The following is a 13,236-nucleotide window of genomic DNA, read 5'->3' as shown; positions in this document are numbered from 1 at the left end:
GCACCCGGTCGGCGGCGCGGCGGGGCCTGCCCCCCCGTTCGGCCGCCTTGATGGCCTGCCAGTTGGCGACGACCTCGCCCGAGTCCGCGACCTGCACGTCGCCGAAGACATGTGGGTGGCGCCGCACCAGCTTCTCGACGATGCCGCGTTCCACGTCCGCGTACCCGAAGGCCCCGGCCTCCTCGGCGATCACCGAGTGAAAGGCGACCTGCAGCAGCACGTCCCCCAGTTCGGCGGCGAGGGCCTGTGGTCCCTCTGCCACAGCGTCCACGGCCTCGGCCGCTTCTTCCAGCAGGTAGGGCCGCAGGGAGTCGTGGGTCTGCTCGCGGTCCCAGGGGCAGCCGTCCGGGGCACGCAACCGGCGCAGGGTGGTCAGCAGCTCTTGCATGAGGGCCATGCTAGGGCGGATCGGGGCCGGGATTCTGTCGCCCGCGCCGGACGGAATCCGGTTGCGGCCAGAACGTGACGGCGGCACCCTCACCCCGGGTTCACCGTCCGTCAGGTCCGCCGTGCTGCACTGGGCGGCATGAAGAAAGTTCTGCTGCCCCTGGCCCTCGGTTCGCTCGCCCTGTCCTCTGCTCCGGCGGGCGCTCAGCCCGCGAACTTCTGGAACGCCCAGGCCCTCTCGACCGCCCGCTACGTGGTTCTGGCGCCCCAGATTCAGGGCAATCCCAACCTGCTCAGCCCCGAGCAGCGCAGCGGCATCCTGGCTGCGATGGGCCGTGACTCGGCCGGGGCGATCAAGCGCCGCTACCCCGGCGCCACCATCGTCGCGGACCCGAACACGCCCGGCGTGATCAAGGTCAGCCCGATCCTGATCGCGCCGGGCTCGCTGGTGCCGTGGGCCAAGCTCACCGCCCGGCTGGACTTCGACCTCCCGGCGGGGCGGCGCGTCACCGTGCAGGACCAGTTCGGACTGCTGACCCTGTGGCAGCACCAGCACGACGCGGCCAACTTCCTGTACGACCAGCTGGCGCGGCGCCTGCCCTGACCGTGGCGGGGTCGCCGGAGATGGGACTGGGCACGGCGTCCCCGGGCTGATCCCGGCAAACAGATGAAAGGCGGGCGGGCTCTCAGTTCCTAGGCTGGGAGCCCGCCCGCTTTGACTGACCTGCTCCTGAAGCCGTTACACGAACGCGCTGAAGCCCGTGATCGCCCGGCCCACCACCAGCGTGTTGATCTCGTTGGTGCCCTCGTAGGAGTAGATCGCCTCGGTGTCCGCGAAGTGTTTGGCGATGCCGTTTTGCAGCAGGATGCCGTTGCCGCCGAAGGTCTCGCGGGCGAGTGCCACCGTCTCGCGGCAGCGGGCCGCCGTGACCACTTTCGCCAGCGAGGCGTGCTCGTCTTCCATCTCGCCCGCGTCGGCCATGTCCGAGAGCCGCAGCACCAGCCCCAGCATGCTCGTCACGTTGCCCAGCATATGGACGAGGTGGTTCTGGATCAGCTGGAACTCCCCGATGCGCTTGCCGAACTGCTCGCGGGTCTGCGCGTAGCCCAGCGCCAGCTCGTAGGCGCCCAGCGCACAGCCCACGCCCTGCCACGCCACGCCCGCCCGCGTGAGCCGCAGCACCTCGGCCGTCGTGCGCCAGCCGCGCACCGCCTGCAGGCGGTCGGCCTCGGGCACCCGGCACTCCTCCAGGAAGATGTGCCCGTTTTCCACGATCCGCAGGGCCGTCTTGCCCTCGATCTTCTCGACCCGGTAGCCCGCCGTGCCCGCCCGCACGATGAAGCCGCGCACCTCATTCGTCTCCTCGTCCCGCGCCCAGACCACCGTGAAGTCGCTGAAGGGCGAGTTGCCGATCCAGTACTTCTCGCCGTTCAGGACCCAGCTGTCCCCGTCGCGGCGGCAGGTGGTCCGCATGCCCTGACTGACCTGCGAGCCGCCCTCCGGCTCGGTGAGGCCAAAGGCCCCGATGGCCTCGAGGTCGAGCATCTTGGGCAGCCACTCGGCCTTCTGCTCCTCGCTGCCGCCCAGCGCGATGGACGCGAAGGCCAGCCCCGCGTGCACCCCAAAGAAGACGGCGGTCGACACGTCTACCCGGCAGGCTTCCAGGGTGATCAGGCCCTCGACGAGCGTGGCGTCGGGCTTGCGGGTGCCGTCCTCGTTCCAGACCCGCCGCACCAGGTCGAGCTTGCGAAGCTCGGGGATGAGCTGCTGCGGGAACTCGTCGCGGTTCCAGTACACGTTCATGATGGGCCGGACCTGATCGGTCATGAACGTGCGGGTCTGCTGCCGGACCTCCCGCTGCTCGGGGGTCAAGCGGTTCAGCTGGCCGTAGAAGTCGCCGTCGGGCGTGGGCAGCTCATTCGTGCGGCCTCCGCCCCCACCCAGGGTGCGGGCGAGTTGCCTGAGCTGGCCGTCGTTGAGCTGCGAGACGCTGGAGAGCAGGCCCGGCAGGTCCACCTTCTGCCCCAGCCGCTCAAGGGCGCCGAGGTCGAGGTGCGCGAGCATCGCCTGAAGGGTGGCTGGATTGGTCATGCCTCTTCTTGTACCCGGTGCAAGTTGTCCAGACTGGGGCCTTGCACCCCAGGCCCCGTTCACCCGGCCTTGAGACTCGGCCCCCCGGTGCCCGGGGGCGCGAGAGCATACGGGCGTGACCGCCCCCGCAAAACCCACCCGCCCGCTGCCCGCCCGGCCCGCCGGGTACGTGGAACTGGCCCGCTACAGCAGCCTGGGCCGCTTCTGGACCTACCTGGCGAGCGCGGCGCGGGTGGGGCGCGAGGTGAAGGAGGTGCGCGGCGACCCGCCCGAGACCTGCCGCCGCCGTATCAGTGGGTACGCCCTGCCCGGTGCGGCGCTGCTGCTCGACGTGGCCCGTGTCACCGACTCGCTCGACGAGGGCTTTGCCCTGCACCCCGCCCTGATCGCCCTGCTCGCGGGCGACCCCGACTCCCTCCGCGCCGAGCTGAACGCCCACTACGAGCTGCGGCTGGACGCGGTCCTGGCCTTCACCGCCGCCCGTGACTTGATCGCCCGCCCGGAGTTCCGCTTCGCGCCGCTGGTACCCGGCCTCTCCGAACTGCCCGCTGACCTGCCCCTGCGTGCCCGGCGCATGGGCCGCGACGAGGTGCATGTGCTGGTGCAGCGGGCCTGCGGGCTGGCGTAGGGGGTGCCGTCTACCCGTCGCTCTCCGTCCGCTTCTTCGGCTTGCTCGCCGCGAACTGCGCCAGCCGCGCCGTGACCCCGGGGGGCGTGTTCGTGAGCAGATGGCGTGAGGCGGGGTTGCGGCCCGCGAAGACCCCGACCCGGCCCAGCATGGTGAAAAAGAGGTCTTCCGGCATGTCCAGCGCGGGGGTCAGGCGCACCGTGCGCTTGGAGCTGAGGCTGAGGTTCGCCATCACCTCCGCCGCGTGCAGCTCGCGCAGCGCGAGGATCGCGGTCGCCTCGAAGACGATCTCCTTGAGCACGCCGGGCAGGGGCACGCCCACCATCGGGCGGAACTGCATCGCCAGCAGCAGGCCCTGACCGCGCACGCTCTCCAGCAGGCGGGGGTACTCCTCCTGCAGGGCCTGCAGCCGCGCCAGCCCTGCCGCGCCCAGGCGGGCGCTGCGGGCCGGGAGGTCCTGCTCCACCAGGTACTCCAGCGATTTCAGGCCCACCGCCATCGCCAGCGCGTTGCCGCCGAAGGTGTTGGAGTGCCGCTTGGAGCTCAGGCCGCCCAGCATCTTCTTGTAGATCGCGTGCCGCACGATGGTCGCGCCCACCGCCGTCATCCCGCCGCCCAGCGGCTTGGCGAGGGTCACGATGTCGGGGTCCAGGCCCTGCGCCGCCGACTCGAACCAGTGCCCGGTACGCCCCAGCCCGGTCTGAATCTCGTCCGCGATGCAGACGATGCCGTGTCGGCGGCACAGCTCGCCCACCCCGCGCAGGAACCCGGGCGGGGGAATGTTCACGCCGCCCTCGCCCTGAATGGGTTCCACGACCACCGCCACCACCTTGTCCGGTCCCAGCCGCCGGATCAGCTGGGTCAGCGCGTCGAGGTCACCGTAGGGACTCGTGACCGCGCCCGGCACCAGCGGCCGGAAGATGTCCTGATACTCCGGGTTGGGGGTCAGGCTGAGGCTGCCCAGCGTCTTGCCGTGGTAGCCGCTGGAAAAGGAGACGTAGTACTTCGCCTTTGGCCTCCACGCCTTGGCGAACTTCAGCGCCCCCTCGATGGCCTCGGTGCCGCTGGAGCAGAAGAAGACCTGCGAGTCGGCGTGGCTGGGCAACTCCCGCGAGAGCAGCCGCACGAGGTTGGTCTGAAGGGCCGCCCGCCACGGCGAACTCGACTGCTGCGGCAGGCTCAGCGCCCGGTTCCGGTCCAGGAACTCGTGCAGGAACTCGGTGATGGCGGGCGGCATGTCCCCGAACGGCACCGCCGCGTACCCGGACGCGTTGATGCGCCGCGTCCCGTGCTCGTCCTCCAGTTCCCAGGGCGACACCTTGTAAAAGGGCCCGGAGAGGTCCAGCAGGCCCAGGCCGTACAGCAGTTCCTCGTTGCCGTACCGCATGTCCAGCGTCCGCACCTGCGCGGCGCTGAGGCGTTCATCGAGCACGTCCCCGGCGCGGATGAAGCCCGCTGGGAGTGGGGCGGGGGGAAGGGAAGTCACGCGGGGCAGTCTAGCGCCGCTGCCGCGCTGCTCCGAGGCGGCGGGTGAGGTCCCGCGCCAGCTCCGGCCCCGCTCCCCGCAGCCCCGGCACCCGCGCGGTGAGTTCCTGCGTCCAGCTCCATGCCTCGGCGTAGAGCGTCTCCAGCTCGTCCAGCCGTCCGGTCAGGCGGGCGTAACGGTCCAGCGTGGCCGCGCTCAGCTCCCACTCCGCCCGGCGCGAGGCCGTGAGCCAGTGCCCAGTGTTCCCCTCGGCCAGCCGCGCCAGCCGCAGCAGCCCGCCGCGCACCCACCCCAGCACCTCCAGCGCCCGCACCCGCTCGCCGCGCTCCAGCACGTTCACGCCGAAGACCAGCCAGTTCAGCAGGCGGTCGTGGAGGAGTTGCGCCTCGGCCTCCGGGTGCGGCCCCTCCTTTGCCGCCAGCGCGGCGAGGTGGGCAGCGAGGCGGCCGCCTCTGTCCTTGACGAGCATGGCCGCCGGGTTCATGTTCTCGTTGGGCCACGCCTCCACCCCCGGGAGCGCGGTGTCCGGCTCGGCGTGCAGTTCCACCCGGATCAGGCCGTCCATCACCGCATTCGGCGTCCCGAAGTCGTTCACCACGAACTGCCGCACCGGGGCCACCGCTTCCAGCCAGGCCCGCACGCCGAAGCCGGGCAGGTCGGCGGGCGACAGGAACACGTAGTACTCCAGGTCGCTGAAGGCGTCGGCGGTTCCCTGGGTGAAACTGCCGTAGGCGAGGGCATACCCGATGCGGCCGTCGCGCAGGATCGCGGCGCGGATGGCCCGGTTGAGGTCGCGCTGCGCGGGGGTGACGGGGTGGCTCATTTGCCTGGCAGGGTGAAGGGGGCGCTCCACGTGACGAGTTTGCTCACTTGAAAGGCGGCAGGAACGCGGAAGAGGGGCAACCGCGCCCTGACCCGGTAGACCCCCGGTGGCACCTCAGAGAGATTCCAGGGCAGCTTGTGTTGAAACACCGTCGCACGGCCCCGAGCGGGCACGCTCAGCCAGAAATAGGTGCTGGGACAGGCCGTGTCCTCGGGTGGATACTGCCGGACGACTCGCCCGGCGGCATTCACCAGCGCCGTCTCCAGCGTGCAGACATACGCTGCCCGGAACGGCACCGCGAGCCGGTTGTGTAGCTTCAAAGCGTGCGAGAGAGTAGTCCCGCTCCGCTGCACCGAGAGCCGGGCCGACACGGTGGGCGAGGCAGCCAGTCCCGTCGAACCGAGCAGCAGGGCAGCCAGCGCAGCGCTTTTCACCCGGTCAGTCTACGTCCACGCCCAGCCCCGGCTCCCGCCACAGCGCCACCATCCGCCGCACCTGTTCGGGCAGATTGCGCCCGAGGGACAGGGGCGGCAGGTCGTCCGGCAAGAACCATCCGCTTTCCAGCGTCTCGGTGTTGTCGGGGTGGGCGGCCACGTCCTCCAGCAGTTCGCAGGCGAGAAAGACCTTGTACACGGCCCACAGGTCGGGCGGATGCGGGTGCTTGTCCTTGTCGAGCAGGGCGAGGAGCCGCACCGCCCGCACCCCTCGCCCGGTTTCCTCGCGGACCTCGCGCACGGCCACCTCGCGGGGGCTGTCGCCGGGGTCGGCCCAGCCACCGGGGAGGCTCCAGAGGCCGTCGACCCGCTCACGCGTGAGCAGCACCTCGCCCGCCGCGTTCAGCACGACGGCCCGCACGTCCACCTTGGGGGTGAGGTAGCCGCGCTCGATCTGGAGCAGGCCGTGAACCTCTTCCGGCGTCTGCCCGGTGCCCTCCGCGAGCAGTTCGGCGGTCAGCGCGAGCAGGCGCCCGAAGCGCTCGCGGTCGTAGGGGTCGCGGGTGTAGGTCAGCCCGGCCTGGGCGATGGCTTGGAGTTCACGGAGCTGAGCGAGGGTCGGCATGGCCGAGCGTATATCCTCGCCCCATGCGTCTGGTCCGAATCGCACATGGCGGCTCCCCTTCCTGGGGCGAACTCGAAGGGGATACGGTTCACCTCACGCGCGGCATGGCGGGCGAGCGGACGGGGGAGAGGGTGGCCCTGTCCGCCGCGACCCTGCTGGCTCCCGCCGAACCCAGCAAGATCGTCTGTGTGGGCCGCAACTACGTCAACCACATCAAGGAACTCGGCAACGACACGGGCGAGTTGCCGAAGGAACCCGGCATCTTCCTGAAGGGGCCGAACGCCCTGGCCGCCGAGGGCGACACGGTGGACTACCCGGAGTGGACCGGGGACTTTCACTTCGAGGGCGAACTCGCGCTCGTGATCGGGCGGCGGGCGCGGGGCCTCACGCCGGAAAACGCGCTGGACCACGTGGCCGGGTACACCTGCGGCCTCGACCTCACCGCCCGTGACCTTCAGAAGACCGACCTGCAATGGTTCCGCGCCAAGGCCGCCGACCGCTTCTGCCCGCTGGGGCCGTGGCTGGAAACGGACCTCGATCCCGCCGACGTGCGCGTGGTGACCCGCGTGAACGGTGAAACCCGCCAGGACGGGCGCACCAGCCACATGATCTTCGGCGTGCCCGCCATCCTGACCTACCTCACCCGCTACGTGACCCTGGAGCCCGGCGACGTGGTGCTGACCGGCACGCCGGAGGGCGTCGGTCCCCTCTCGCGCGGGGATACGGTGGAGGTCGAGGTGGAGGGCATCGGCGTGCTGACCACCCGGATCGGGTAGCCCTGCCGGGCACGGCATCGGAGGGCCGCGCACGGTTGCTTCGCGCACCGCCGCGCTAGCCTGCGTCCGTGCCCCACAACCCGCTCCCTTCCCGCGTGCTGGCGCTCGCGCTCTCGCTGTCCCTGGGGCTGGCGGGTGCGAGTCCGGCGACCGACCTGTACGGGGCCGCGACCCAGGCGCTGGAAACGCGCTATTTCGGCTGGGCGACCGCCGACCGCGCCGACCTGACCCGGCGCTACGCCGACGTGCTGACCGAACGCTGCGCCCCCCAGGGGGAGGGTTGCGACTACGCCACCGCCCGCGCGGTGCTGGGCGACCTCCTGACCGAACTGGGCGACCCCCACACCAACGTCCGCGACCCCGAGGGGGCCGAGCGCCTGCGCGAGATCAGCGAGAACCGCGCCGTGCCCCGAACGGGCGTGCGGGTGGCACGGGTGGTAGGCGGCCTCCTCGTCGTCTCGGTCATGCCCGGCAGCCCCGCCGACCTCGCGGGCGTGCGCCGATTCGACCTGCTGACCCGCGTGAACGGCGAGGTGCCCGGCAAGGACGCGCAGGGCCAGAACCTCCCGCTGGGGCCGAACGAGTTCGTCACGCTGGAGCGCCGCGCTGCCCCCCTTCCCGTGACCCTGCGCCGCGCCGGGGTGCCCGACCGTGACCTCACCCTGGGGACGGCCCCGCTGCAGGCCCGCGACGAGCCGACCCTCGGCTGGGTGGACGCGGGGGGCACCGGACGGGTCGCCGTGATCGACTTTCCCAGCTTCCTGCCGCAGGACAGCTCTGAGCTGTTCCTCAAGCGGCTGACCGAGGCGCAGGCGGGCGGGGCCTCGGCGCTGATCGTGGACCTGCGCTACAACGGCGGCGGCTCGCTGGGCGAGTGCGTGGCGGCGGCGAGCGCCTTTGCGCCCGTGGTCTACCAGTCGCGCTGGGAGGGCGGCACCTCCAGCTACGGCGGCCTGCGCGGGGAAGAGGTGCGGGCGGCGGTGGCGCGAGCGGCGGCGGGCACCCTGAACGTGTGGCGCGGCCCGGTCGCGGTGCTGGTGGGACCGGGCACCGCGTCCTGTGCCGAGGTTTTCTCGCACTTCGCGCGGGGAGCCGGGGCGGTGGTCGTCGGGGAGGCCACGCGCGGCGTGGGCAACAGCGGGGTGCAGTTCCTGCCGCTGCCGGGCGGGCACCTCCTCTCGTTGACGGTGCTGCGGGCCTTCGACGCGGCGGGGCGGCCCCTGCCCGCGGCCCTCGTGCCCGACGTCTTGGCTCCCACCGACCTCACCGCGCTCACCACGCGGGGGGAGGACGCCACGCTTGCGGCGGCGCTGCGGCGGCTCGCGGCGGTGGGGACCTCCGGGGATGCCAGATGGTGACCCTTCGCCGCGTTTCCTGCCTCCGGCGGCCCATAGACTAGACTTCAGGCAGGTCTCCCCGTCTCCACCCGCGCCGCCCTGCCCGGCCCTCCTTCTCCCAATCCCGGACCCCGCACGCCTTCGCCCCGTCCCACTCTCGGACACCGACACAGGGGGGAGCCTCCATGAACCGATACGACGACCGCGCCCGCCTCGTGTTCCACTACGCCCGCGAAGAGGGCAACCGCCTCGGGCACGCGATGGTCGGCCCCGAACACCTGCTGCTCGGCCTGATGCGCGAGGGCGGCACCGCCGCGACCATCCTGACCGAGTTCGGCGCTTCCCTGGACGGCCTGCGCCGGCGCGTCGAGGAGATCATCGGCCGGGGCGAGGGCAACCGTCTCAACGACGCCCCCTCCATCACGCCGCGCGCTCGCCGGGTGATGGAACTCGCCTCCTCGGAAGCCCGCAACCTCGGTGCCCAGGTGACCTCCACCGAGCACATCCTGCTGGGCATCATCCGCGAGGGCGACGGGGTGGCCTTCCGCATCCTGCAGGAACTCACCAAGGACGTGGACACCATCCGCTGGCGGGTACTCGCGCAGGGCGAGGGAGGCGGCGCGTCCGGCAAGGCCGCCAAACCCGTCGCCACGCCCTTCCTCGACGAGTACGGCCGCGACCTCACCCAGCAGGCCCGTGAGGGCAAGCTCGACCCGGTGATCGGCCGCTCGGAGGAGATCCGGCGCGTCACCCAGATTCTGACCCGGCGCACCAAGAACAACCCCGTCCTGATCGGCGACCCCGGCGTGGGCAAGACGGCCATCGTGGAGGGGCTCGCGCTCGCCATCCACGAGAAGCGCACGCCGCCCAACCTGCACGGGGTGCGGCTGGTCAGCCTCGACCTCTCGGGCGTGGTGGCCGGGACGAAGTACCGGGGCGAGTTCGAGGAACGGCTGCGCCAGATTATCGAGGAACTGCGCAACGCCAAGGTGATGGCCTTTATCGACGAGCTGCACACCCTGGTCGGGGCGGGCGGCGCGGAGGGCACCCTCGACGCGGCGAACATCCTCAAGCCCGCCCTGTCGCGCGGCGAGATTCAGGTGATCGGCGCCACCACGACCGGCGAGTACCACCGCTACATCGAGAAGGACGCCGCGCTCGAACGCCGCTTCCAGCCCGTCATCGTGCTGGAGCCCAGCCCCGCCGAGACGCTCCAGATCCTGCGCGGCCTGCGCCCCCGCTACGAGGAGCACCACGGGGTCCAGATTCCCGAGGCGGCGCTCGAACTCGCCGTCCGCATCGGGGAACGGTCGCTGCCGGGCCGCAACTTTCCCGACAAGGCGATCGACCTGATCGACGAGGCTGCCAGCCGCGTTCGCCTGAACATGAGCGTGGGCCTGCCCGTCGCGGAGACGGAGGACGGCGAACCCTACGTCACCCGCGAGGACATCGAGAGCGTGATCAACTCGATGGGCGGCATCTATACCGAGGAAACCGCCGGGCACCTCGGCGAACTCGAAGAACAGCTCACCGATCAGGTGTACGGCCAGCCCGACGCGATCAAGGCCCTCTCCAGCGCCCTGCGCCGCGCCCGGGTGGGCCTGGGCGGGCGCACCCGCGTGGCCGCCAGCTTCCTCTTTGTCGGCCCCAGCGGCGTGGGCAAGACCCACCTCGCCAAGGCGCTCGCGCGGACGCTGTTCGGCTCCGAGCGCAGCTTGATCCGGGTGGACATGAGCGAGTTCCAGGAGTCGCACTCCATCTCCAAGCTGATCGGCTCGCCTCCCGGCTACGTGGGCTTCGAGCAGGGCGGCCGCCTGACCGAGGCCGTGCGCCGCCAGCCCTTCTCGGTGATCCTGCTCGACGAGATCGAGAAGGCGCACCCAGATGTCTACAACACCTTCCTGCAAGTGCTGGACGACGGCCGCCTGACCGACGGCCTGGGCCGCACGGTGGATTTCCGCCGGACCATCATCATCATGACCAGCAACACGGGCTTCAACGTCAATCCGACGGTGGGCTTCAGCCCGGTCACGCAGGATTCCAACACCCCGCTGCGGCACATCTTCACGCCGGAGTTCCTCGACCGCCTCGACGACGTGATCCGCTTCCGGCCGCTGGGTGAGGAAGAACTCGTGCGGGTGGCGCAGCAACTGATGGGTGAGATGCGCGAGGAACTCGCCAGCCGCGAGCTGAACGTGACTTTTGACCCCGCCATCGCCGCGTGGCTGGTGGGCAAGCTCAAGGCCCGCAGCCCTAAGCACGCGGTGGGCAGCAGCCGCCAGCTGCGCACCCTGGTCCGGGAGGAACTCGAAGACCCGCTGGCGCTGGAACTGCTGGGGAACGCGGGCGAGGAACTGCGCGTCGTGCTGGGCGAGGACGGCATCCAGTTCGAGCGCGGGATGACGGCCCCGCCGCAGATCCTGGCCTGAGCCTCGTCCACAGGGGGGCGGGGGCTTCGGCTTCCGCCTCATTCCTTTGGTGCCCCTTCGGTGCCGCTCCTGGCACGGTCCCGCCCGCGCCCACCCGTTACCATGCTCCTCTATGACCAAGAGCATCGCCGCCTTTCAAGACGAACACGGCCGCATCACCGGCTGGCCCTCGGATCGCCGCCGCGCCCACCAGCTCGCCATCCTCGACCACCTGACCGGGCTGTTCGAGTCGGGCCGCCGCTACTCGGCCGAGGAAGTGACCGCGCTGCTGGCCGACCACAGCACCCTGGAAGACCCCTCGGTCCTGCTGACCGAACTCGTGGAGGGGGACTACCTCGCGGCCGGGGACGGGGACTACTGGCGGGCGGACGCCCGGCCCAACGGGTAGCCCCGGTGGCGAGAGTCACCACCAAGTACGTTTGCACGAGCTGCGGCTACCAGTCGGCCAAACCGCTGGGCCGCTGTCCCAACTGCCAGGCCTGGAACTCCTTCGAGGAGGAGGTGCCCACCGTCACGGCAGGCAAGGCCCGCACTGGGGGCGCGGGCGGCTATGGCGGCGTGACCGGCGGCAAGCTCACCCCGCTGTCGGGCGTCGGGCGGCGCGAGGAACCCCGCACGCCCACCGGCATCCCCGAACTCGACCGGGTGCTGGGGGGCGGGCTGGTCGCGGGCGGCGTCACCCTGATCGGCGGCGAACCCGGCATCGGCAAGAGCACGCTGCTGCTTCAGGTCGCCGACCGCCTCGCGCAGACCGGGCAGACGGTCCTCTATGTCGCGGGCGAGGAGTCGCTGGAGCAGATTCGCCTGCGGGCCGACCGCCTGGGCGTCACCGCCGAGATTCAGCTCACCCGCGACACCCGCGCCAAGCACGTCGCCGCGCTGATGGCCGAGCACAATCCCGCCCTGTGCATCGTGGATTCCATCCAGACCGTGACCGTGGAGGGCGACGGTGCCCCCGGCGGCGTGGCCCAGGTCCGCGACGGCACCGCCCTGCTCACCCGCGCCGCCAAGGAGACGGGCACCGCGACGGTCCTCGTCGGCCACGTCACCAAGGACGGCACCGTCGCCGGGCCGAAGGTGATGGAGCACATCGTGGACACGACGGTCTTTCTGGAGACGGTGGGTGCGTTCCGGCTGCTCAGAAGCGTGAAAAACCGCTTCGGTCAGGCCGGAGAACTCGGCGTCTTCGAGATGCGCGGGGAGGGGCTGGTCGCCGTCGAAAATCCCAGCGCGGCCTTTCTCGCCGAGCGGCCCGTGGGCGTGCCCGGCAGTGTCGTGGCGGCGACCATCGACGGCCAGCGCCCCATGCTGCTGGAGGTGCAGGCCCTCGCCAGCAAGACGCCCTACCCCAACGCCCGCCGGGTGGTCGTGGGCCTCGACCCCCGCCGGGTGGACGTGGTGCTCGCGGTGCTGGAGCGGCGCCTCGACCTCACGCTCGGCGGGTTGGACGTGTATGTCAACCTCGCGGGCGGCCTGAAGGTCCCCGACCCCGGCCTGGACCTCGCGGTGGCGCTCGCCGTGTACTCGGCGGTGGTGGGACGGGCGTTGCCGGGCAACGTGGCAGTCTTCGGGGAGGTCGGGCTGGCAGGCGAGGTCCGCTCCACCCAGGGCGCCCTGCGCCGCGCCGAGGAAGCCACCCGCGCGGGGTACCGGCAGCTTGTCGTGCCGCCGGGTCTGGACGGCCGCGAGGGGGTCCGCAGCGTGGAGGAGGCGGTGGGATTGGTATGGCGCTCCGGGTCCTGAACGCGCTCCTGTGGGGGCAGCCCCACGCACATACAGATTTCCTCAAGGGCGGGTCATCTCTCCCTTCTGGGCGATGCGTCACACTGCCCCTCATGAAGAAGAATGCGCTCAAGACCCTGACCCTGGCCGCCGTGCTGGCCTTTCCCGTGACCGCCTACGCCCAGACCGACGGCAGCGAGGGCGAGACGGTGGGCACCAACGCCCCCGCCGAGGCCACCGACTCCGCCACCGACTGGGGCTGGCTGGGCCTCGCCGGGCTGCTGGGCCTCGCCGGGCTGACCGGCAAGCGCTACACCGCGACCACGGTCAACACGGCGAACACCACCCGCCGCTAGATCCTCAGCGCCAAGTCGCCGCCCAGGCCCGGGCGGCGGTTTTCTCTGTCCGTATCTTTCGCTCCCCTGGGGCGGTGCCCCCCTGCTCACTTGGTCAGGATGATGGAATCGGTCGCCAAGGCCCCCGCGCAGACGCCCCGC

The 13,236-nt window shown here is 71.2% G+C and carries 14 protein-coding genes; 8 read left to right on the top strand and 6 right to left on the bottom strand.

What is annotated here, in order from left to right; all coding sequences use genetic code 11:
* Positions 1 to 388: MazG nucleotide pyrophosphohydrolase domain-containing protein (locus QOL99_RS03635; protein WP_285521433.1), on the bottom strand; the 388-nt coding region annotated here is incomplete at its 3' end.
* 138 nt (positions 389 to 526) lie between these two features.
* On the opposite strand from QOL99_RS03635, the gene QOL99_RS03630 reads away from it, so the two are divergent.
* The gene (locus QOL99_RS03630; RefSeq protein ID WP_285521432.1) at positions 527 to 991 is read left to right on the top strand and encodes a hypothetical protein; all 465 of its coding nucleotides are present in this window, start codon (positions 527 to 529) and stop codon (positions 989 to 991) included.
* A 135-nt stretch (positions 992 to 1,126) separates the two neighbouring features.
* Here QOL99_RS03630 and QOL99_RS03625 read toward each other — a convergent pair whose 3' ends face one another.
* Complete coding sequence (locus tag QOL99_RS03625) at positions 1,127 to 2,479, bottom strand: acyl-CoA dehydrogenase family protein (protein ID WP_285521430.1); 1,353 nt, start codon at positions 2,477 to 2,479, stop codon at positions 1,127 to 1,129.
* A 115-nt stretch (positions 2,480 to 2,594) separates the two neighbouring features.
* Here QOL99_RS03625 and QOL99_RS03620 point away from each other — a divergent pair, with 115 nt between their 5' ends.
* Positions 2,595 to 3,107, top strand: a complete 513-nt coding sequence (locus tag QOL99_RS03620; protein WP_285521427.1) for a hypothetical protein — start codon at positions 2,595 to 2,597, stop codon at positions 3,105 to 3,107.
* 10 nt (positions 3,108 to 3,117) lie between these two features.
* On the opposite strand, the gene QOL99_RS03615 is transcribed toward QOL99_RS03620, so the two are convergent.
* The 4 genes from QOL99_RS03615 to QOL99_RS03600 are packed head-to-tail and all read right to left on the bottom strand — an operon-like array spanning position 3,118 to position 6,475.
* Entirely contained in the window at positions 3,118 to 4,593 is a 1,476-nt protein-coding gene (locus tag QOL99_RS03615) for an aspartate aminotransferase family protein (protein WP_407650137.1), read from the bottom strand.
* Between the two features lie 10 nt (positions 4,594 to 4,603).
* Entirely contained in the window at positions 4,604 to 5,416 is an 813-nt protein-coding gene (locus QOL99_RS03610) for a hypothetical protein (protein ID WP_285521426.1), read from the bottom strand.
* A complete protein-coding gene (locus tag QOL99_RS03605; RefSeq protein WP_285521425.1) occupies positions 5,413 to 5,850 on the bottom strand; it encodes a hypothetical protein in 438 nt (145 codons plus the stop codon). The genes QOL99_RS03610 and QOL99_RS03605 overlap by 4 nt, the downstream gene beginning before the upstream one ends.
* Positions 5,851 to 5,854: 4 nt before the next feature.
* Entirely contained in the window at positions 5,855 to 6,475 is a 621-nt protein-coding gene (locus tag QOL99_RS03600; protein ID WP_285521423.1) for an NUDIX hydrolase, read from the bottom strand.
* 23 nt (positions 6,476 to 6,498) lie between these two features.
* Here QOL99_RS03600 and QOL99_RS03595 point away from each other — a divergent pair, with 23 nt between their 5' ends.
* The 6 genes from QOL99_RS03595 to QOL99_RS03570 all read left to right on the top strand — a co-directional run bounded on the left by QOL99_RS03595 (position 6,499) and on the right by QOL99_RS03570 (position 13,095).
* A complete protein-coding gene (locus QOL99_RS03595) occupies positions 6,499 to 7,251 on the top strand; it encodes a fumarylacetoacetate hydrolase family protein (RefSeq protein ID WP_285521420.1) in 753 nt (250 codons plus the stop codon).
* A 68-nt stretch (positions 7,252 to 7,319) separates the two neighbouring features.
* Positions 7,320 to 8,609, top strand: coding sequence for a S41 family peptidase (locus QOL99_RS03590; RefSeq protein ID WP_285521417.1), 1,290 nt, complete (start codon positions 7,320 to 7,322; stop codon positions 8,607 to 8,609).
* A gap of 164 nt (positions 8,610 to 8,773) precedes the next feature.
* Positions 8,774 to 11,017 carry an ATP-dependent Clp protease ATP-binding subunit gene (locus tag QOL99_RS03585; protein ID WP_285521416.1) on the top strand — a complete coding sequence of 748 codons (2,244 nt, stop codon included), beginning with the start codon at positions 8,774 to 8,776 and terminating at the stop codon, positions 11,015 to 11,017.
* Between the two features lie 112 nt (positions 11,018 to 11,129).
* The gene (locus QOL99_RS03580) at positions 11,130 to 11,405 is read left to right on the top strand and encodes a DUF2087 domain-containing protein (RefSeq protein WP_285521412.1); all 276 of its coding nucleotides are present in this window, start codon (positions 11,130 to 11,132) and stop codon (positions 11,403 to 11,405) included.
* A gap of 5 nt (positions 11,406 to 11,410) precedes the next feature.
* On the top strand, positions 11,411 to 12,760 hold the full coding sequence (radA, locus tag QOL99_RS03575) for a DNA repair protein RadA (RefSeq protein WP_285521410.1): 1,350 nt from the start codon (positions 11,411 to 11,413) through the stop codon (positions 12,758 to 12,760).
* A 92-nt stretch (positions 12,761 to 12,852) separates the two neighbouring features.
* On the top strand, positions 12,853 to 13,095 hold the full coding sequence (locus QOL99_RS03570; RefSeq protein WP_285521407.1) for a WGxxGxxG family protein: 243 nt from the start codon (positions 12,853 to 12,855) through the stop codon (positions 13,093 to 13,095).
* The last annotated feature ends 141 nt before the right edge of the window (positions 13,096 to 13,236 follow it).

Origin of the sequence: Deinococcus rhizophilus (genome assembly GCF_030271215.1) — a bacterium.
Lineage (GTDB): Bacteria > Deinococcota > Deinococci > Deinococcales > Deinococcaceae > Deinococcus > Deinococcus rhizophilus.
This window is presented reverse-complemented; position numbering and strand designations above follow the sequence as displayed.

Coding starts and splice junctions, on each gene's coding strand:
- QOL99_RS03630 (WP_285521432.1), top strand. CDS start 527: ATGAAGAAAGTTCTGCTGCCCCTGGCCCTCGGTTCGCTCGCCCTGTCC.
- QOL99_RS03625 (WP_285521430.1), bottom strand. CDS start 2,479: ATGACCAATCCAGCCACCCTTCAGGCGATGCTCGCGCACCTCGACCTC.
- QOL99_RS03610 (WP_285521426.1), bottom strand. CDS start 5,416: ATGAGCCACCCCGTCACCCCCGCGCAGCGCGACCTCAACCGGGCCATC.
- QOL99_RS03600 (WP_285521423.1), bottom strand. CDS start 6,475: ATGCCGACCCTCGCTCAGCTCCGTGAACTCCAAGCCATCGCCCAGGCC.
- QOL99_RS03595 (WP_285521420.1), top strand. CDS start 6,499: ATGCGTCTGGTCCGAATCGCACATGGCGGCTCCCCTTCCTGGGGCGAA.
- QOL99_RS03585 (WP_285521416.1), top strand. CDS start 8,774: ATGAACCGATACGACGACCGCGCCCGCCTCGTGTTCCACTACGCCCGC.
- QOL99_RS03580 (WP_285521412.1), top strand. CDS start 11,130: ATGACCAAGAGCATCGCCGCCTTTCAAGACGAACACGGCCGCATCACC.
- QOL99_RS03570 (WP_285521407.1), top strand. CDS start 12,853: ATGAAGAAGAATGCGCTCAAGACCCTGACCCTGGCCGCCGTGCTGGCC.